Here is an 18,725-nt window from a genome sequence, read left to right as displayed (position 1 = left end):
ACATCGAAACGTCATCCGTCAGCAAGTGTGGGCGCTCCGATGACTAGAAGTGCTCGCGCTCAAATTCGACACAGGAGTAGCCGAGTGTCGAAAGACCATCGGCGAGATGGTCCGCAAGCTTCGGCGTCCCACAGGGATAGTCGGCAGTATGCTCGTTGTGCGCGTCAGCTGCCTGCTGGCGGACATTTTGCCACTCGAGAACACATTGGCGGCGGCTTGAGTCCCGCCCGGATCATGGACCAGGCTTCCCTGATCTTGACGGACAGGCTGCCACGGCCAGAGACCGCGTGCGACGACCTTGATCGGCATCGGTCAACGGATGTCCAGGGCGTCGGCTGGATCACCGACATGTGGAAGCTGCCGCGGCTAGTCTAGAGGAGAGAGAAGTTTGAACCGAGAAAGACGAGAACCTGGCTGGTGATGAGAGGAATTCTCAATATGGGCCCGTCCTCGCCGCTGTCCTGAATTGGCGATCCCGCGACGTAAGGGTGCACCTTCAGCATAGTTTTCCAAATCGTTGGAAAATCTGCTCCCTTGTTCTTTTCAGCATTGCACGCGTTGAGAAGCCTAGCGACGATGTCCGTCATTGAACCCGCATTAGTCAAGTGCCTGATTTCAAATCATATGAACGAACATGGCAGTGAGGGTTTTGATTTCGATCAAAAATGCCCGGGCTCCTCAGCAGCACGACGGGACCAGGCTCGATCGGCAAGCGGGAGTTCCTTCATCTTCGCACCTCTTTGTAATTCGATACCTGCGTGCAACACGCCTACATCGTCATTTCCGGCTCGAGCGACCGTTCCTTCTGTGGCTCCGGAAGCTCTGTCATGGTTGCCTCGGTGAGCAGCAGCACGCTGGCGACCGAAACTGCGTTCTCCAGCGCGATACGAACGACCTTTGTCGGGTCGATGATGCCAGCTTCGACCAGATCGACGTATTCTTTCTTTCCCGCGTCGAAGCCGAAATTGCCGGTGCCTTCGAGCATCTTGGCAATGACAACGCCTCCGTCGACCGCGGAATTCTCGGCGATTTGCCGGACTGGTGCTTCAAGCGCGCGCTTGAGGATCTGCGCGCCGGTCCGCTCGTCGCCTTCGCAATGCTGTTCCTCGTCAGACACGGCCGCGATGCAGCGCAAGAGGGCAAGCCCGCCGCCTGGCACTATGCCTTCGGCGACCGCGGCCTTGGTGGCGCTGATGGCGTCGTCGAGCGCTTCCTTTTTCGACTTCATTCCGGCCTCGGTCGGAGCGCCGACCTTGATGACGGCGACCCCACCCGCAAGCTTGGCCAGCCGCTCCTGCAGCTTTTCGCGATCGTAGTCGCTCGTCGTATTGTCGATCTCGCGCCGGATCTGTTCTACACGACCTTTGATCGCCTTGGCGTCTCCGCAGCCGCCGATGATCGTCGTGTTGTCCCTGTCGACGACTATCCGCTTCGCGCGCCCAACTGCTCCATCGTGGCATTTTCCAGCTTGAGCCCAAGGTCCTCGGAAATGACCTGTCCGCCGGTCAGGATGGCGATGTCCTGCAGCATGGCTTTGCGGCGATCGCCGAAGCCCGGTGCCTTGACGGCACAATTCTTGAAGGTGCCCCGGATCTGATTGACGATGAGCGTCGCAAGGGCCTCGCCTTCGACTTCCTCAGCGACAACCAGCAACGGCGAGCCCGACTTTGCTACCGCTTCAAGCAGCATGATGAGGTCGTTCAGCGACGCGATCTTCTTTTCCACGATCAGCACGAGCGCGTCTTCCAAGACTGCTTCCATCTTCTCGGGATCGGTCACGAAATAGGGAGAGAGGAATCCGCGATCGAACTGCATGCCTTCGACGACATCCAGAACAGGTTCCGTGGTCTTCGACTCTTCGACCGTGATGACGCCTTCGCCTCCGACCTTCTCCATCGCCTCGCCGACCAGCTGGCCTATGAGAGGATCGTTGTGCGCGAAGATCGTTGCCACCTGTTCTTTCTCGCGACGGGTCGAGACCGGCCGAGATATCTGCTTGAGTGTCTCGATCGCGTTTGGTGGCGCGGTCAAGACCCCGCTTGATGTCGATCGCGCTGGCGCCGGCGACGACGTTGCGCACTCCGTCGGCAAACATCGCGTGAGCCAGAATGGTTGACGTGCTGGTGCCGTCACCGACCATGTCACCGGTTTTCTCAGCCGCCTGCCTCAGCATCCGCGCGCCAAGATTCTCCTCGGGATCCTTCAGGTCGAATTCCTTGGCGATGGTCACCCGGTCATTGCAGACGATGGGAGCGCTCCATTTCTTTTCGATCAAAACCGACTTCGAGCGCGGTCCGAGCGTCACGCGCACGGCGTCGGCGAGTTGGGTCGCGCCACGAAGGATCTTTTCGCGCGCTGCTGAACGAAACAATACCTGTTTGTGAGCCATGACCGTCTCCGAACTATGATGCGTCATAGCTAACAGGCCTAGCGTTCAGCCGGCTTTGATACGCATCAATCCGTGCTCCAGCGCCATGTTGACGAGGATCAAAGAAGGCTGGGCGGGTTCCCCGTTGGATAGCCTGCAGATTAGGAATTTGTCAGACAGCCTTGCCTGCTGTTTCCCAATGCCTGTCGTTGTACGATTGCGATGGCTTTAACATATTCAAGTTGTTGTGGTTTTCGTACTGCGCGGCTTCGGGCCAATATTTTGCTCGAGACACCGATCTGCCAGGCTTCATGGTGCTTGTGGGCAAACGGCGCAAAACATTCGTTGTCCAGCAAGGTTTCGGTTGCGATCCAACCACATGGGCCTAAGGCGCGCGTTGCCGCCGGCAGTCGCTGCTCAAGGGCCTGGAACAGACAATTCGCAACCCGCATTCTACTGTGTTGGCACGCATTGCAGCCCTCCCTCGATCCACTGCGGCGATGAGGGCTTTCGTCAGCTGGTTTCCTGAAAGTCTGGCGATCGGAGCCAGACTGTCAGGCAAGACGAAAGCGCTACCCAGCTCTACGGTGATCGCTCCACTCAGGCTAACAAGGGCATGCTTTTGATCGGCCTTCAGTCCCTGTCACCAAGCGCTACGGCATCGATCAGAAGACGGTTGCGAAGCGGAGGAACCGGACAGCGTTCGCTCTGTCATGCAATTGCCGAGTTCGGCAGCGTGCGAAGTCGAAAACATGTTTGCTTGAGGAAATACTCCAGGGAGCTCCGCGAATAATTTCGGCCAGCAATCAGGAGCCTGCTGGTGGAGCAAAGACGATGACGACCTGGCAGCGTGGCCGGGAAGCGCGCAACACCCGTATCCAAGCCGGGGCGAGGCTGGCGAAGGGCAAGGTCGTCGATGCGCGCGACGCCACCAGACTGATGGAAGCGGTGGTCCGCCCTGGCGATCGCGTCTGCTTGGAGGGTGACAACCAGAAGCAGGCGGATCTGCTCTGTGCCGCCCTCCTTGCTGTCGATCCAGCCAAGGTGCGTGACCTGCACATGGTGCAGTCCGGCGTCGTGCTGCCCGAGCATCTCGATCTATTCGACCGCGGCGTGGCGAAGAAGCTCGACTATGCCTATTCTGGTCCGCAGTCGGCGCGCATCGCGAAGATGCTGTTCGGCGGCAAGATCGAGCTCGGTGCGGTCCACACTTATCTTGAGTTATTCGCGCGCTACTTCATCGACCTCACGCCGAACGTCGCGCTGATCGCTGCAGTCAGCGCCGACCGTGACGGCAACCTCTACACCGGGCCTAACACCGAAGATACGCCGACCGTCGTGGAGGCCACAGCCTTCAAGAACGGCGTCGTTGTCGCCCAAGTGAACGAGATCGTCGACAAGGTTCCGCGCGTCGACATCCCGGGCGACCGGGTGCATTTCGTTGTCGAGGCCGACAAGCCGTTCTTCGTCGAACCGCTGTTCACGCGCGATCCCGCTGCAATCACCGAGTCGCAGATCCTGACCGGCATGCTGGCGATCAAGGGCATCTACGCGCCATATGGCGTCAAGCGATTGAACCACGGGATCGGCTTCAACACCGCCGCGATCGAACTCCTATTGCCGATCTATGGCGAGAAACTCGGGCTGAAGGGCAAGGTGGCGAGCCATTTTGCGCTAAACCCTCACCCTGCGTTGATCCCGGCCATCGAATCCGGCTGGGTCGAGCAGATCCACTGCTTCGGGTCCGAGGTCGGGATGGATGAGTACATCCGCGCCCGATCCGACGTCTTCTTTACCGGACCCGACGGTTCGCTGCGCTCTAACCGGGCCTTTTGCCAGACGGCCGGCCTATATGCCTGTGACATGTTCATAGGCTCGACGCTGCAGATCGATCTTCAGGGCAATTCCTCGACCGTCACCACTTCGCGCATCGCCGGCTTTGGCGGGGCGCCGAACATGGGCGCTGATGCACGCGGGCGGCGACATCCGAGCGAGCCCTGGCTGCAGGCCGGCAGGGAAGCCGATCCCGAGGGGTCAACGCTGCTGCGCCGTGGACGCAAGCTGGTCGTGCAGATCGGCGAGACCTTCGGTGACAAGAACGTGCCGCTGTTCGTCGAGAGGCTCGATGCTCTGGAACTCGCCGAAAGGCTGAATCTCGAGCTGGCGCCGGTGATGATCTACGGCGACGACGTAACGCACATTGTCACGGAGGAAGGCATCGCCAATCTGCTGCTCTGTCGTGATGCCAGCGAGCGCGAGCAGGCGATCCGCGGGGTGGCGGGATACACCGACGTCGGCCGTGGCCGCGACGCTAAGATGGTCCAGCACCTGCGCGAGCGGGGTGCCATCCGCCGTCCTGAAGATATCGGTATCAATCCGCTCGACGCCGACCGGAGCATGCTGGCGGCGCGTTCCATCAAGGATCTTGTCCATTGGTCGGGCGGGCTCTACGCGCCGCCCTCAAGATTCCGCAACTGGTGAGAAGGACAGCCGCGATGGAGGACCTGAGCTTCCGCCACGCCACCCGCCGGCGCGCTGCCGGCACGAGGAAACTGGCCGTCATCGGCGTTGTGGCGTCCGGCAATCTCGAAGTTCTGGCCGAACGCGTGCTGCCCGACTCCGAATGCCTGGTGGAGATCAGGACTGCGGCCGCGGGCTTCGGCGAAGTGTGGGATGCCGTGATCGCAGACTTCGTCAAAGGCTATTCGCCTGGCGGGCTCCGGTTCTCCATCAATGACGGCGGAGCGCGTCCCGACACGGTATCCCTTAGGCTGGCGCAAGCGGCCCGGCTGATGGAGGAGGACGACCAATGAGCGCCCCTCACACACAAAGGACCAGGTCCTCGGCGGAACTGGATCGCACCGCAAGCTGGTACGAGGCCTCGGCGCGGACTCGGGTCCGGCTGCTGCTCGATCCCGGAAGCGTTGTCGAGTTCATCGGACCGGAGAAGCGCGAGGTCAGTCCGCATCTCAAGCTCTTCGATCTTCCCGAGCAGTTCGACGATGGCATCGTTGTGGGACGCGGCAGGCTCGACGGTTCGCCGGTGTTTGTCGCAGCACAGGAGGGCCGTTTCATGGGCGGTGCCTTCGGTGAAGTTCACGGTGCGAAGCTGACCGGCCTGTTGCGCGCCGCGCGCGATATTGGGTCTGTTCCGGTGCTGATCCTGTTCGATACGGGCGGCGTGCGCCTGCAGGAGGCCAATGCAGGCGAGCTTGCCATCGCCGAAATCATGCGCTCAGTGATCGAAGCGCGAACCGCAGGTGTGAAAGTGATCGGGCTGATCGGCGGCCGGGCCGGATGCTATGGCGGCGGCGGTTTGATCGCTGGTTGCTGTTCGGCGTTGGCGGTCTCCGAGCAGGGTCGCATTTCGGTGTCCGGTCCCGAGGTGATCGAGACCAATCGCGGTGTCGAGGAGTTTGACTCCCGTGACCATGCGCTGGTCTGGCGTACCATGGGCGGCAAGCATCGCCGGCTTCTCGGCGGTGCCGAAGTCTTCGTCGATGATACCGTGCAGGACTTTCGCGCCGCCGCGCTGGAACTGCTCAGTTCAATCCGCGCCTTCGGCATCGACACTTTGAAGGCCGAGCAATCTCGCCTTGAAGATCGGTTGCAGCGTTTCGGCGCCTGTCCGGATGCGGTCGATATTTGGACGGCAGAGGGCATTCCTGACGCCGTTTCCATTCCTGCGCTGCCCGCTGACCAGTTCATTGCTCTCGCTGACAAAGTCCGGAGGTTCAGCCGTGACGCTCGATGACATTCTCGCCTCGCTGTTTCCCGACGGCCACGACGTGAAAAATAGTGGCGGAGTTCTGTCAGGTTCCGGCGCACTGCGATCGGGTGGCCGGGCGCTCGTCATCGGCGTCGCGGACCGGACCGCGCTCGGCGTGGACGAGGCCATCCGCCTTTCGAACTACGTCCTGGCGTCGGTTGAAAACGGAAACGCCCCGATCCTCGTCCTGGCGGACAGTGACAGCCAGCGCATGAGCAAGCGGGACGAGCTTTTGGGGTTGAACGAGTTCCTAGCTCATCTCGCCAAGTCCCTCATCTATGCGGATATGCGCGGGCGGCCCGCCATCGGTCTTCTCTACGGCCACTCCGCTGCCGGCGCCTTCCTCGCCACGGCGCTGGCCACCCGCGTGCTGGTGGGGCTGCCGTCCGCCGATCCGGCGGTGATGGATCTGCCATCCATGGCCAGGGTGACGAAGCTATCGATCGAGGTTTTGCAGGAAAAGGCGAAGTCCACGCCGGTGTTTGCTCCGGGCTTGCGAAATCTTGCTCAGACAGGCGCGTTTCATCTCACCTGGGACGAGGCGGCCCCCCTGGCTGAGCAGTTGGACTCACTTCTGGCGAACATGCCGGATGCGCGCGACCGCCGAGATGCGCTCGGCATGGAGCGCGGCGGGCGGCCGAAGGCATACGACATCGCGGAGCGCGTCCGTGAACTCGCACTTCAAGCTCTGTGAACTGCCGATGCGGCGTCACGATCTGATATTCGTCGGGCCGGCGGCGTGGCGTTCGCTGATGCTGACACGCGGCGATCTCGCCGCGAACGAACTCGTCTCATCTTGGGTCGATAGAGGCTGGCCGCTCATTAGACGACGTGCCATGCCGGGCGAGGGGCATGGCGTGCCTTTGGGCCTTGCGCTGCCGTACTTCGCCGGAAAGAAGCGACTTTCGTTTCTCATGCGGCACGAGGATATCCTGTCGAAGTCTCCGCCGCCCTCGCTGCGGTCCGCCGGCCTGTCGGCGCCGCGCGCCTGGCGACCCACGCTCGCCAAGCTTGAGGATCTCACCTCACGGCATCGTGTGGAAGCAAGGGTGTTCGGCAGCCTTGCTTTGGCTGTTGTCACAGGATTGGACTATCTGACTGACCGCTCCGATCTCGACCTCCTGCTGCAGGTCAATCGCGACACGGATCTTAGCCGCCTGACCGCCGATCTGGCGCGGATCGAGGTGGCCGCGCCGATGCGGCTGGATGGAGAGCTGATCCGCCATGACGGCGCGGCCGTGAACTGGCGGGAGCTCCATGCCGGCCCACGAAAGGTTCTGGTCAAGACCGTCAGCGATGTCGCGTTGCTCGACGCGCAGCTTTTTCTTTCTGAACGGATGCCGTCGTGACCGTCGCCCTGGCTTTCGGCACCGAGCGGCCGCTTCCGTCAAGGGCGCGGGTACCACGTTTTCCGGATGCCGGGGCCATCGCCGCGAGCGCGGTGCGTTGCCTTGTCGACGAGCTGGAGACGTGGCCCAAGCCGGGCCTTGTAAGCCACATCGATTCCGGCAGCCATGAGGACATGGATGCCGGCACTTTTCGCGCCAGCGCCTCGGCCATCGGGCCGTGCTTCCAGGCTTTGGCGGAAGCCGGCGCCGCTGGCTGCGCAATGGGCGCCTTGAGGAAAATCGGTCTCGATGCTGAGGCAGCCATGCTTGCGGCGACGTCGGGGGTCAACACCCATCGCGGCGCCATATTCGGATTGGGTCTGCTATGCGCGGCAGCCGGCGCCAGGATCGGCGGGCAGGTAGATCCCACGCTGTCGTTGGGAACTGTGGTCCTGCGGCTGTGGGCCCGCAGCATATTCGAAGGACCGATGGTTCCGCAGAGCCACGGTCAGGTGGCCCATCGCCGCTTCGGCGCTGGTGGTGCGCGGATCGAGGCTGCCCTCGGATTCCCCAGCATTTATCATGTCGGCCTGCCCACCCTGCGAAGGACCGTCCTTGAGGCCCCCGACGACGCCGAAGCCCAGCGTATCGAAACATGTTTCGCCCTCATTGCGGTTGTCGAGGACACCAGTCTGCTGCACCGCGGCGGCCTCTCCGGTCTCGGCTTTGCGCGTCGAGCAGCGCGCCGCTTTCTCGACCAGGGCGGAGTCGGCGCACCTGGCTGGCGAGAGCGCGCCCATTTTGTGCATAAGAGCTTCGTTGCCCGTCGGCTCAGTCCCGGGGGCTCGGCGGACCTCCTTGCCATGACCCTGTTCGTCGACGCGCAGGAAAGGATGCTTGCCTGATGGCTAATACAATCCTGCTGGCGCTCGCCCCGGTCTTTTTCGTGATGGCCCTCGGCTATGGAGCCGGACGATTCGGCATCGTCGAAAACCATCATGTCGACGGCTTCAACACGCTCGTCATGAGCTTCGCGCTGCCGGCATCCCTGTTCGCGGCGACCGCGTCGGCCCCACGTGGGGAGCTGCTTGTCCAGGTGCCGCTCTTCGCCATTTTCGGCGGGGTCATGCTGCTGGTCTATTTCGCCTGGTACTCCATCGCGCGGCGTTTCCTGGCGACGGGCAAGGTGGGCGCGTCGGTACAGGCTCTGACCGTTGCCTTCCCCAACCTTGGCGGCGTCGGACTGCCGATTGCATCTGCGCTGCTCGGACCGACGGGGCCGATCTCGGTCGCCGTTGCCATGGCCGCGGGTTCGATCCTGGTCAGTCCGATCACGCTAGTTGTCGCCGAAATGGGCCGCCTGAAGGAAGAGGGCGCCGTCAAGACGCCAGGAGCGCGGATGTTCGACGCGCTGAGGCGCGCGTTGACAAAACCCATTGTTCTTGGCCCCGCGCTTGGAATCCTGCTCTCACTATGCAGCCTGACGCTCAATCCTGTCATCGAAGCCTGTCTGACGGTGATAGGGCAGGCCGCAGCCGGCGTAGCGCTGTTCCTGACCGGGTTGATCTTGTCGGCTCAATCGTTCGAGTTTAACTGGAAGATCGTGGGCGCGACCGCATTGGCCGACATCGCTCGACCTCTCCTGACGGTCGCGGTCGTGTTCCTGCTACCGGTTCCCTTTGAGATCGCCAGGACGGCGATCCTGTTCGCCGCCGTGCCGGCAGGGTTCTTCGGCATCCTTTTCGCCGTGAGCTATCGGCTCGACTCTTCGACGGTAGGCTCCATGGTCATTGGCAGCACCATCGTGAGCATCGTGACGATGGCGATCGCCATCGCCGTTATGTTTCCATAGCGGCGATGGTCCTTGCAATTCTCTGCTCCGGACAGGGGCGGCAGCATCCGGACATGTTCGCCCTGACCGCCGATGCTCCGCAAGCTGCCGGCCTATTTGCCCATGCCGCAACGTTGCTCGGCGACAGGGATCCGCGCGAGATCGTGCGGACCGGATCCGGGGACGTCCTGCACCGCAACCGCATTGGCCAGATCCTCTGCTCGTTGCAGGCGCTGGCAGCCGCGGCGGCGCTGCGGGATACGCTGCCCGACCGGCTGACCGTCGCCGGGTATAGCGTCGGCGAAGTGGCGGCTTGGGGTGTTGCAGGCCTGTTCAGAGCGACCGACACGCTGGACCTCGTCGCGCGTCGGGCGGAAGCCATGGACGCTGCTTCCCCCGATGGAGACGGGCTGCTTTTCATTCGTGGCCTTTCCCGCAAATCCATCGAGAAACTATGCGAACGGCACAATGCCGCGATCGCTATCGTCAATCCGGGTAACGCCTTCGTCCTCGGCGGGAGCCGCGCGACATTCGAAGCCCTTGCCGACGAAGCGAAGGCGGACGCAGCCAGGGTTGTCGAGTTACCTGTGGAGGTTGCTTCTCATACGAGGCGACTCGCCAGGGCGTCTGCCGCATTTCGCGCGAGCCTGCGCCATGTTCGTCTGATGCGCTCTCCGACTGACGGGGCGCGTGTCTTGACCGGAGTTGACGGCTCTCCTGTCATCGACACCAAGGCGGGTTTCGACAAGCTGGCGGCGCAAATATCTCAAACGGTGCAATGGGCCGATTGCCTGCAGGGTTGCATCGAAGGCGGTGCAACGGCCTTCCTCGAACTCGGACCCGGGCGGGCGCTGAGCGAAATGGCAGTCGGCGCGTATCGCGACATCCCAGCACGAAGCCTGGAAGACTTCAGAACTCTTCAGGGCGCTTACGCTTGGCTTGCAGATCACTCAAGCAAGTGAATCTCGAGCACGTCGGTGTGCCATGGCACAGGTATTTTGACGGTGCTGGGCGGCGACCTCGCCACCAACTTGCGGGGACCTCAATCCCGTCGCCCCCCGGATAGCCCAGCCGACGCAAAGTGATGCTCGTCGTCGCGTTCATTTGCCCAACACGGCGAGCATCGTGGCTGGAGAATATTCATAATAGGAAAGACCTTCATCGGTAAGATAGACAAAAACTAGTAGTTGGAAGAAATACACAAGTCAGATTGGGCTTTAATTTCTTTACCTACCACCTCGGTTTGTCGGTGGGACCACGTTGACCCGAAGGATCACACCATGAACGTCAAAGCTATCTGCTTCGGCGCGGCAGTCGTGCTTTCCGCGTCTGCCGGCATGGCACCCGCCGCCGCGCTGGATGAGCCGGATATTATGGGGCCGTTCTTTACAGATGCCAGCATGAAGACCCTGAAGCCGCTGGACGAGTTCAAGGTCGTTTTCACGGCCCTGCCGGCCGAAAAGCAGGAGGCAATGAAGAACGCGTGCAAAAGGCAAGTGCAGCAGCCATACACCGCCTTCTGCGCAAACGTGAATACGCTGGGTGGCCATAACTAAGGCACATGTCAGTCACGCCCAACGTGATAAAGATGGCGCGGCCGAGTGGCCCGCCATCTTTAGGCGTGTGTACATGCACTGGATCTTCGAAACCGTCGCAAACCCCGCGCCGCTGCATGGAAGCGGCATCTTTACGCCCGCTCGGATAGTGGACCGAACCAGTTCATGAAGGAAATAGCAGATGACCATTCTGTACTCGACCAGGGTCACCGCGACCGGCGGCCGCAAAGGCACAATCCGCAGCGAAGACGGCATACTCGACCTGAGGCTCGCTATTCCCAAGGAACTGGGCGGCATGGGCGGAGCCACCAACCCCGAGCAACTCTTCGCTGGCGGCTACGCCGCCTGTTTCGAGAACGCGCTGCTGCGGGTGGCGCGCCAGTCGGGCCATCGCTTCGCCGATGGCGATGTCAAAGTGGTCGCCGAGATCGGGCTCAGCCGGAACCAGGCTGATGCCTTCCTGCTGCACGCGACGCTCGTGGTCAGCATCGCCGGCGTCGACCGACCGACCGCCGAGCTACTCGTGTGCGGCGCCGATGCCATCTGCCCCTATTCGAATGCAACGCGCGGGAACGTCGATGTCGTCAAGACGGTCGTTGCGCTGTGATATTAGCGGATTCGAGCGGCCAGTTCCTTCTCCGGCTTCCTGCTTTGCCCGGGCTCTTGCGGTCGCGACCAACATCTATTGGTCACCGGCGGCGGGCCAGCGTGAGCCCGGAAGCCGCTTTTGTCGGACTTTGAAAACCACCCGAGCGCTGGAGGGTGACGGCCGCTGCGGCGATATGGCGACCTATCGGTGAGATCGAAAACTGGCTGCCTTGCATCGGAGTCTCTTGGATGCTCCTCCGCTAAGGAAGGTGAAGGATTGCTAGACGGCCTTGCGGCCGATCCCAAAAATGCCCAAAGCCGGCCTCGTGCATAACTTGTGCTGCTGCGGAACCATACGGGAATACTTCTGATTTTGGTCCACGAAAAATCCAAATGAAATCAATATTATTGGCACATCCTCCGGGCGCACCAATCGCACGCTGATCGTGGCCGTGGCTCACCCGAGTCTGTGTCGTGTCGCTGCCAGAACTTGGGCGTCGCGTTTTGCCTGCGTGCTTTCCGCCAGATCGAATGCGGTGGTCGCTCTCAAGCTGTTTCGTCGATGGAGCGCTCGATCCCTGGGGATTTGGTTCGCGGTTGCAGTGACAAAGGTGCAATCAGGCACCGACGACCGCAATTTCAAACAAGCAGAAAGGTTTCAGTTGCCTAGGCTGGACGGCGCGCCACGGAGAGTCGATCGGCAGCGCAAGCGTCGACCAGGAACCGAGTAGAGACCTTATGCGGCACAGACTATCTCCGCCAGCATCCGGCAATTCGTGGCTGGTGGCGCCTCTAGCCATCCTGCTGGCGGCCGGGATATTCGCTGTCGATACGATGGATCCATTTTCTGGAGCGGTCGCGGTCCTCTATGTGGTCGTTATTCTGCTCGCAGGCGCCGCCTTCCGTAGGCGTGGCATTGTCTTGTGCTCATTCGCCTGTATAGCCCTCACCACATTGAGCTTCTGGTTTGTTCACGGAGAGGAAGCCAGTGGAGGCGCGCTCAGCCGCTGCGTCATGAGCATCGCGGCCATTGCCATAACCGCCCTTCTTGTCCTTAAGAACCAGTCGACCTCGACCGATCTATCTGAAAAAGCTCAACTGCTCGATTTGACGCATGATGCGATTTTCGTACGCAGCATGGGTGGTCTGATCGCTTATTGGAATCGTGGCGCTGAAGCCATTTACGGCTGGTCGGCCGAATACGCAGCGGGAAAGTCCACCCATCAGCTCTTGCAGACGGTCTTTCCAGCCAGGCTGGATGAGATCAATCGAGAGCTGCTCAGTTCCGACCGATGGGAAGGTGAGCTCGTGCACACGAAGCGGGACGGATCAGCCGTTTTCGTTTCCAGCCGCTGGTCGCTCAAGAAGGATGCCGATGGCAAACCGTTGGCGGTTCTCGAAACGAATACGGACATATCACAGCGCAGGCGAGCCGAAGCCGAGGTCCTGGAGGCCCAGGCCGAACTCGCCCATGTGACACGCCTCACCACATTGGGTGAATTGACGGCCTCGATCGCGCACGAGGTGAATCAGCCGCTAGCCGGCATCGTTATGAACGGCGAGGCGTGTCTACGATGGATCGATCGAGACAAGCCCGATCTGGATGAGGTCCGCAGTGCAGTCAAGCGGAGTATCGCTGACGCACAACGCGCCAGCGATATCGTCCACCGAATCCGGGCGTTGTCCAGGAAGGGCGAGGTCCAGATGGCCCTTATCGACGTGAACGAGATCGTCAACGAATCGCTCGCGTTGGTGCAGCGTGAGCTCGTTGCAAATCGAATCACTCTGAAACTGGATCTAGCCAACCGCCTGCTGCCTGCGCTTGGTGACCGTGTCCAGCTTCAACAGGTCCTGATCAATCTGCTGATCAACGCGATTCAGGCAGTGGCCTCTGGTAACAGCGACTTACGCGAAATTCGCGTTGTGACGTCGATCGATGAAACGAGCCAAGCAAATGTGAGGGTCCAGGATTCTGGACCGGGCATCGATCCCGATAGTGCGCGTCAGTTGTTCAAGGCTTTCTTCACCACCAAGGCGGACGGAATAGGCATGGGGCTGTCGATCTGCCGGTCGATCGTTGAGTCACATGGAGGCCGTGTATGGATCGTGCCCAATCCAGGCGGCGGCGCGATATTCCAATTCTCCCTGCCACGCGTCGAAAAGGATGCCGGGTCATGATCCAACGCCCCGCCTCTCCCTCCCAATCACAAGGCAACGGTGCCGTGCCTCCGACTGTTCTGGTCGTGGACGACGATCCGTCGTTGCGTGAAGCTTTAAGCAGCCTCTTCCGATCTGTCGGTACGCGCGTCGAACTTTTCGGTTCTGCTCCCGAACTGCTGAACAGTCGGCTTCCCGACGGTCCAAGCTGCCTTGTGCTCGATATCAGGCTGCCGGAGGTGAGCGGACTCGAATTTCAAACGCAGTTGGGCAAAGCAGGTATTCATCTGCCGATCATTTTCATGACCGGTCACGGCGACATTCCGATGTCCGTGCGAGCCATGAAGGCCGGCGCGGTCGATTTCCTCACCAAGCCCTTCCGAGATCAGGATATTCTGGATGCAGTCGCCGGCGCTCTGGAGCGCGACAGGCAAAGGCGAGAGAGAGACCGGGTGCTGTCCGAGCTGCAGAGCCTTGTGCGCACCCTGACCCCCCGGGAGCGCGAGGTGATGGCATTTGTCGCGACTGGATTGATGAACAAGCAAATCGCCGGCGAGATGCAACTTAGTGAAATCACGGTGAAAATCCACCGCGGTCGCCTCATGAAGAAAATGGGCGCCAGAACTCTAGCCGACCTGGTGAAGATGGCCGGCGCCCTGGGGATAGACGCTCCCGGGAAATAAGTTTGTTACACCTCTGTATAACTTTCGCTTTCACGGCCGCGGGCGCAATATCTCACCGAGAAACAGTCGTTGAAACAGCAATGCTTGGGTCATCGGCAAACACGGAGGAATAGTAAATTGACCCGTAACGCGATGATCTCGATCATCGACGACGATGAGTCCGTTCGACTTGCAACCGCAAGCCTCGTTCGATCGTTGGGGTTCATCGCATCTGCATTCGAATCCGCCGAGGATTTCCTGAGGTCATCCAATCTGGAAAATACGTCATGCTTGATCTGCGATATCCAGATGCCCGGAATGACAGGAATAGAGCTGCAGGATCATTTGATCGAACATGGCTATCACATACCGACCATTTTGATCACCGCCTTTCCCGAGGAACGTGTCCGCAAACGCGCTCGGGAAACGGGCGCCATCGGCTTCTTCCGCAAGCCTTTGGATAGCCAGGCCATGATCAGCTGTATCGATTCTGTGCTTCATGGCACGCGCTAACGGCACCTGAGTGCCCTTCGCCTTTCAAGCGAAGAGCGCGGCAAACAATTGCAGCGTCGAACCGAAAAGCCAACATCCTGATCCCCTGCGACACAAGTAAGGAGTGCTTTCATGGCACGCGCAGCAACGACAGATTTGTCGAGCGAAAGCGGGCTTCGCCGTTATCTCGACACGGTCAAACATTTCCCCATGCTGACGTCAGAGCAGGAGCAAGCGCTGGCAAAACGCTGGCGCGAGCATAGCGACCCGGAGGCCGCTCACCAGCTGGTGGTGTCGCATCTTCGCCTCGTTGCCAAGGTTGCCATGCGCTACCGCGGGTACGGGCTGCCGATGTCGGAGGTGATATCAGAGGGCAGCATCGGTCTGATCAAGGCGGTAAATCGCTTCGAACCGGAGCGCGGCTTTCGTTTGGCGACCTATGCGATCTGGTGGATCAAGGCGTCCATTCGGGACTATGTCATGCGCTCCTGGTCGCTGGTGAAGATGGGCACGACGCCCAACCAAAGAAAGCTGTTCTTCAATTTGCGGCGGCTCAAGGCCCGCCTCTCGGCGCTGAATGATGGTGACCTGCATCCAGATCAGGTGGAACTCATTGCAAGCACCCTTGGCGTGACGGAGCAGGAAGTTGTTTGCATGAACAGCCGCATGGGCGGGGACACGTCGCTCAACGCGCCCCTGCGAGGTCAGGCCTATGGCGAGTGGCAGGATCTGCTGGTCGAGGGCGAGGACAACCAGGAATACAAGCTCGTTCAGTTCGAGGAAGCCTCCAGCCGGCATCGGGCGCTGATCGACTCGCTTGGCGTGCTCAATGCACGCGAACGGCGCATCCTTGAGGCGCGTCGGCTTGCGGACAAGCCGAGGAGTTTGGGAGATCTCTCCAGCGAATTCGGCGTTTCGCGCGAGCGTGTGCGCCAGATTGAGATGCGCGCCTTCGAAAAATTGCAGAATGCGGTGAAGGTTGTCTATGCGAAACGGGACGAACCCAGGCCGCTGTCAGTGTGAAACAGATGGACGACAAGGCCGATGACGATCGGCCGCGGAGCGCAAATCGGCGCAGAGCAATACCGATCAAGGTGCGCTAATGGCTCTCGCCAAAAGTGCGCACGATGCCTTGCAGCCGAGACCTCGACGGATCGGCGCTGCCCGTAGGGCGCCTTTGCCGGCAACACATGAAATCAACAAATAATATTTGTAGTTAAAGTATATACATATATCAAACATTCGTATTATGCCGAGGAGCTTCTCCTGTATCTATATCAGTTTGGCTTTCAACGACCAAGAAAGCTTCAACTACAGGAGCGTATTATGAAAAGAGTAACAGGAGTCTTGGCGACGATCGCCTTGGGCGCAATGCTGGCAGCCGGCTCAGCAACGATGTCGATGGCGCACGGTGGTGGCGGTGGCGGCGGCCATGGTGGTGGCGGCGGCTTCGGCGGTGGCGGAGGCTTTGGTGGCGGCGGCCATGGTGCGAGCATGGGCGGTGGCGGCCATGCCGGAGGCTTTGGCGGTGGCGAAGGCTTTGGCGGTAGCCGCGGCGTAGGCTTTGGCGGTGGTGGTCGTGTCACAAGCATGGGCGGTGGCGCCCATGTCCGTGGTGTCCATGTCGGCGACGGTCATAGGTTTGGAAGGGACCGCGGTTTCGGCAGTGACTTTTATGATGACGGCTACTGCGGTTACCCGTACCCATACAATGAGTATCGCGGACTTTACCCATATTGTCCGTGATCCATGACAGTCTCTTCGAATCCGGACTCCACAGCGTGAGCGGGGACCGGATTCGAACTCCGAAGGATTGGCGCGCATGTCTGCCGAACTGCCGGCCTGACCGGAATTTCGTTTCGCACTGCCGATACCACCATGCACATCCATGGATACATGTATATGTATCTGTCAAACACGGATACTATTCCGAGATCGACATACATAGCGATATAAGTGTTGTTCAACAGCCCGGGAATTCTCAACCTGCAGGAGTGTATCGTGAGAAAATCAGCAGCAACATTGGCGAAGATTACTTTGGGCGTGATGCTGGCGACCGGCACGGCGACGGTCTCCATGGCGCGCAGCGGCGGCAGTGATGGTCATCCCCTACACGCTCGCAGCGGTGCCATCGGCAACCGCCAGCACCACAAGGTCTTTTTCTTTGGCGGTCGGGAATTAGGCGATCGGGAATATGACAACCAGTCCTGGTTGAACGACGACACCGACACTGCCTACTGCTCGTTCGACGCCGTGAACCCGAGTTACTATGGATCCAATGGAATCTGGCACTCTTGCCTGTGACCCAATCTCGCCAATTGGAGTGGTTTGGATTGAAGCGGTTCTGTTTTCGGCTCCAATTGGCAAATTGACCGATTCCCAGACCAGCTTGCCCAAAGGTCGACGTCGAGACCTGCTCGCCGTCAAGGTCATGCCGGTTTCCCTGCTTTAAACGTTCGTTTAGCGCTGATCGGTGGTTCTGGCGGCGCGCTCGGATATGTCAATTCCCACCCGCCACCAAGCGCCTTGTACAATTGGACGAGATTGATCGAGATGTCGGTCGTGGTCTGCGCGTGATCCTGTTCTGCCTGCAGCAGGGTGCGTGCGGTGTCGAGCACGGTCGTGAACCCGGTCACTCCGTCATTGTAGCGGTCGCGGGCCAGCGACAAGGCTTGCCGCAGATGCTCGACCTGCCGAGCCAAGCGGGCGCGCCGCTGCCGTTGGCTACGGTAGGCGATGAGGGCATCGACGACCTCGTGCCAGGCTCGCAGCACCGTCCTGTGATAGGCGATCGCCGCCTCCACTTGCTGCGCCTTGCGAAGCTCCAATGTCGCCTTCAGCCGGCCACCCTGGAAAATCGGTATCGAAATGCTCGGGCCGAGATTGGTTGTGATCGCACTGGCCGTCAGCAGGTTCCCGGCTTTGAGAGCGTCGAAGCCCACCGATCCATTCAACTGAATGGATGGGTAGAATTCGGCCACTGCCACTCCGATGTCGGCGGTGGCCGCGTGAAGCTGCGCTTCCGCGGCGCGAATGTCTGGGCGCCGCCGCGCGAGATCGGAAGGAATGCCGGCCGGAACCTGGGCAGGCCCCGGCACCACTTGTTTCCCGGTGGCGAGTTCGCCGCGCAGCGCATCGGGCGGCAGGTCGAGCAGAAAGCTCACGGCGTTGATCTGCTGCGCTTCCTGTTGTTGCAAGCTGGGCAGCTGGGCACGGATGGCTTCGACCTGCGCGGCGGCGCTCTCGACGTCCAGACTGGTCGTCAGGCCCTTCAGCTGGCGCGTTTGCGTCAGCTGAAAAATGTCCTGCTGGACCTTCAGATTGTCGTTGGCGATCCTGATCAGGGTCTGCGTGCCGCGCAACTGGATATAGTCGCGTGCGGTTTCAGCGAGACTCGAGACGAGCGCGTCACGCCGCTGTTCCTCGGAAGACTGAACTCGCGCATCCGCCGCTTCGACCTGGCGCCGGACATGCCCCCAAAGGTCGAGTTCCCACGAAGCATCGAAACCGCCGGTAAACAGGTCGGCCGGCTTTGCGGAAGAAATGTTGCCGCTCGGCGAACCAAGGAGACCGCCGATCACACTGCCTTTAGCACTCACATCGCCAAGAATTTGATGTTGGTATCTGGCACTGCCATTCAGGCCAGGCAGTTGAGCGGAGGCCACGGCACCGCGCTGAAAACGACTTTCTGCCAGTCGGACGGTTGCAGTCTTCACATCGAGGTTGGCGTCGGCGACGCGCTGTAGGAGCGAGGTAAGCGTTGCGTCGTGAAAGGCCTGCCACCAAGCGGGGTCGATGGGCTCGAGAACCGCCGCACTGGATCCTGCGGAATTCGCCGGCGCAGTTGCCGCACCGTTCGTAAACCAGCGTTTCGGCAATGCTGGATCCGGCCCGACGAAGTCCGGGCCGACAGTGCAAGCAGCCAGCGCGAACATGCCTGAGATCGCTGCAATGGTGCGTAAATCATGGCCCAT

18 protein-coding genes and 2 pseudogenes are annotated in these 18,725 nt (G+C 60.6%); 15 read left to right on the top strand and 5 right to left on the bottom strand.

The features are described 5' to 3' along the window. Nucleotides 1-43: 43 nt before the first annotated feature. The 3 genes and pseudogenes from ACFSQT_RS21210 to groL form a co-directional block, all read right to left on the bottom strand. A pseudogene (locus tag ACFSQT_RS21210) lies at nt 44-190 on the bottom strand (DUF3775 domain-containing protein); the annotation flags it as partial. 181 nt (nt 191-371) lie between these two features. Further along, nucleotides 372-587 (bottom strand): hypothetical protein, encoded by a 216-nt coding sequence (locus tag ACFSQT_RS21205; protein ID WP_379021757.1) that lies wholly within the window; start codon nt 585-587, stop codon nt 372-374. Nucleotides 588-769: 182 nt separating this feature from the next. Then, a pseudogene (gene groL, locus ACFSQT_RS21200) lies at nt 770-2,389 on the bottom strand (chaperonin GroEL). Nucleotides 2,390-3,202: 813 nt separating this feature from the next. Here groL and mdcA point away from each other — a divergent pair. The 14 genes from mdcA (at nt 3,203) to rpoH (ending at nt 15,774) form a co-directional block, all read left to right on the top strand. Beyond that, the gene (gene mdcA / locus ACFSQT_RS21195; RefSeq protein WP_379021755.1) at nt 3,203-4,849 is read left to right on the top strand and encodes a malonate decarboxylase subunit alpha; all 1,647 of its coding nucleotides are present in this window, start codon (nt 3,203-3,205) and stop codon (nt 4,847-4,849) included. Between the two features lie 14 nt (nt 4,850-4,863). Further along, a complete protein-coding gene (mdcC, locus tag ACFSQT_RS21190; RefSeq protein ID WP_379021753.1) occupies nt 4,864-5,181 on the top strand; it encodes a malonate decarboxylase acyl carrier protein in 318 nt (105 codons plus the stop codon). Continuing rightward, nucleotides 5,178-6,122, top strand: coding sequence for a biotin-independent malonate decarboxylase subunit beta (locus ACFSQT_RS21185; RefSeq protein WP_379021751.1), 945 nt, complete (start codon nt 5,178-5,180; stop codon nt 6,120-6,122). Before mdcC ends, ACFSQT_RS21185 begins: the two co-directional genes overlap by 4 nt. Continuing rightward, nucleotides 6,109-6,831, top strand: a complete 723-nt coding sequence (gene mdcE, locus ACFSQT_RS21180) for a biotin-independent malonate decarboxylase subunit gamma (protein WP_379021749.1) — start codon at nt 6,109-6,111, stop codon at nt 6,829-6,831. The genes ACFSQT_RS21185 and mdcE overlap by 14 nt, the downstream gene beginning before the upstream one ends. Then, nucleotides 6,806-7,486, top strand: a complete 681-nt coding sequence (gene mdcG, locus ACFSQT_RS21175) for a malonate decarboxylase holo-[acyl-carrier-protein] synthase (protein WP_379021747.1) — start codon at nt 6,806-6,808, stop codon at nt 7,484-7,486. Before mdcE ends, mdcG begins: the two co-directional genes overlap by 26 nt. Then, nucleotides 7,483-8,370 carry a triphosphoribosyl-dephospho-CoA synthase MdcB gene (gene mdcB / locus ACFSQT_RS21170; RefSeq protein ID WP_379021745.1) on the top strand — a complete coding sequence of 296 codons (888 nt, stop codon included), beginning with the start codon at nt 7,483-7,485 and terminating at the stop codon, nt 8,368-8,370. The genes mdcG and mdcB overlap by 4 nt, the downstream gene beginning before the upstream one ends. Beyond that, nucleotides 8,370-9,317 carry an AEC family transporter gene (locus ACFSQT_RS21165; protein ID WP_379021743.1) on the top strand — a complete coding sequence of 316 codons (948 nt, stop codon included), beginning with the start codon at nt 8,370-8,372 and terminating at the stop codon, nt 9,315-9,317. Before mdcB ends, ACFSQT_RS21165 begins: the two co-directional genes overlap by 1 nt. A 5-nt stretch (nt 9,318-9,322) precedes the next feature. Beyond that, nucleotides 9,323-10,258, top strand: a complete 936-nt coding sequence (locus ACFSQT_RS21160) for an acyltransferase domain-containing protein (protein ID WP_379021741.1) — start codon at nt 9,323-9,325, stop codon at nt 10,256-10,258. 318 nt (nt 10,259-10,576) lie between these two features. Continuing rightward, nucleotides 10,577-10,852, top strand: a complete 276-nt coding sequence (locus tag ACFSQT_RS21155) for a hypothetical protein (RefSeq protein ID WP_379021739.1) — start codon at nt 10,577-10,579, stop codon at nt 10,850-10,852. A gap of 181 nt (nt 10,853-11,033) precedes the next feature. Continuing rightward, nucleotides 11,034-11,459: an organic hydroperoxide resistance protein gene (locus tag ACFSQT_RS21150; RefSeq protein ID WP_379021737.1), complete on the top strand. Its 426-nt coding sequence runs from the start codon at nt 11,034-11,036 to the stop codon at nt 11,457-11,459. A 719-nt stretch (nt 11,460-12,178) separates the two neighbouring features. Next, nucleotides 12,179-13,618 (top strand): sensor histidine kinase, encoded by a 1,440-nt coding sequence (locus ACFSQT_RS21145; protein ID WP_379021735.1) that lies wholly within the window; start codon nt 12,179-12,181, stop codon nt 13,616-13,618. Then, nucleotides 13,615-14,280 (top strand): response regulator transcription factor, encoded by a 666-nt coding sequence (locus ACFSQT_RS21140; protein ID WP_379021733.1) that lies wholly within the window; start codon nt 13,615-13,617, stop codon nt 14,278-14,280. Before ACFSQT_RS21145 ends, ACFSQT_RS21140 begins: the two co-directional genes overlap by 4 nt. A 117-nt stretch (nt 14,281-14,397) precedes the next feature. Further along, complete coding sequence (locus tag ACFSQT_RS21135; protein ID WP_379021731.1) at nt 14,398-14,772, top strand: response regulator transcription factor; 375 nt, start codon at nt 14,398-14,400, stop codon at nt 14,770-14,772. A gap of 111 nt (nt 14,773-14,883) precedes the next feature. Beyond that, complete coding sequence (gene rpoH / locus ACFSQT_RS21130; RefSeq protein ID WP_379021729.1) at nt 14,884-15,774, top strand: RNA polymerase sigma factor RpoH; 891 nt, start codon at nt 14,884-14,886, stop codon at nt 15,772-15,774. Nucleotides 15,775-16,137: 363 nt separating this feature from the next. On the opposite strand, the gene ACFSQT_RS21125 is transcribed toward rpoH, so the two are convergent. Further along, nucleotides 16,138-16,374: a hypothetical protein gene (locus tag ACFSQT_RS21125; protein WP_379021727.1), complete on the bottom strand. Its 237-nt coding sequence runs from the start codon at nt 16,372-16,374 to the stop codon at nt 16,138-16,140. Between the two features lie 378 nt (nt 16,375-16,752). Here ACFSQT_RS21125 and ACFSQT_RS21120 point away from each other — a divergent pair, with 378 nt between their 5' ends. Beyond that, entirely contained in the window at nt 16,753-17,055 is a 303-nt protein-coding gene (locus ACFSQT_RS21120) for a hypothetical protein (RefSeq protein ID WP_379021725.1), read from the top strand. A 125-nt stretch (nt 17,056-17,180) separates the two neighbouring features. On the opposite strand, the gene ACFSQT_RS21115 is transcribed toward ACFSQT_RS21120, so the two are convergent. Further along, nucleotides 17,181-18,725 carry an efflux transporter outer membrane subunit gene (locus ACFSQT_RS21115; protein ID WP_379021723.1) on the bottom strand — a complete coding sequence of 515 codons (1,545 nt, stop codon included), beginning with the start codon at nt 18,723-18,725 and terminating at the stop codon, nt 17,181-17,183.

It is taken from the genome of Mesorhizobium calcicola (assembly GCF_042682105.1).
In the GTDB taxonomy this organism is placed as follows: Bacteria; Pseudomonadota; Alphaproteobacteria; order Rhizobiales; family Rhizobiaceae; genus Mesorhizobium; species Mesorhizobium calcicola.
Note: the sequence above shows the minus strand (reverse complement) of the source record. Positions and strands in the feature narration are given on the sequence as shown.

Coding starts and splice junctions, on each gene's coding strand:
- ACFSQT_RS21205 (WP_379021757.1), bottom strand. CDS start 587: ATGACGGACATCGTCGCTAGGCTTCTCAACGCGTGCAATGCTGAAAAG.
- mdcA (WP_379021755.1), top strand. CDS start 3,203: ATGACGACCTGGCAGCGTGGCCGGGAAGCGCGCAACACCCGTATCCAA.
- mdcC (WP_379021753.1), top strand. CDS start 4,864: ATGGAGGACCTGAGCTTCCGCCACGCCACCCGCCGGCGCGCTGCCGGC.
- ACFSQT_RS21185 (WP_379021751.1), top strand. CDS start 5,178: ATGAGCGCCCCTCACACACAAAGGACCAGGTCCTCGGCGGAACTGGAT.
- ACFSQT_RS21165 (WP_379021743.1), top strand. CDS start 8,370: ATGGCTAATACAATCCTGCTGGCGCTCGCCCCGGTCTTTTTCGTGATG.
- ACFSQT_RS21160 (WP_379021741.1), top strand. CDS start 9,323: ATGGTCCTTGCAATTCTCTGCTCCGGACAGGGGCGGCAGCATCCGGAC.
- ACFSQT_RS21155 (WP_379021739.1), top strand. CDS start 10,577: ATGAACGTCAAAGCTATCTGCTTCGGCGCGGCAGTCGTGCTTTCCGCG.
- ACFSQT_RS21150 (WP_379021737.1), top strand. CDS start 11,034: ATGACCATTCTGTACTCGACCAGGGTCACCGCGACCGGCGGCCGCAAA.
- ACFSQT_RS21145 (WP_379021735.1), top strand. CDS start 12,179: ATGCGGCACAGACTATCTCCGCCAGCATCCGGCAATTCGTGGCTGGTG.
- ACFSQT_RS21140 (WP_379021733.1), top strand. CDS start 13,615: ATGATCCAACGCCCCGCCTCTCCCTCCCAATCACAAGGCAACGGTGCC.
- rpoH (WP_379021729.1), top strand. CDS start 14,884: ATGGCACGCGCAGCAACGACAGATTTGTCGAGCGAAAGCGGGCTTCGC.
- ACFSQT_RS21125 (WP_379021727.1), bottom strand. CDS start 16,374: ATGGACACCACGGACATGGGCGCCACCGCCCATGCTTGTGACACGACC.
- ACFSQT_RS21115 (WP_379021723.1), bottom strand. CDS start 18,725: ATGGGCCATGATTTACGCACCATTGCAGCGATCTCAGGCATGTTCGCG.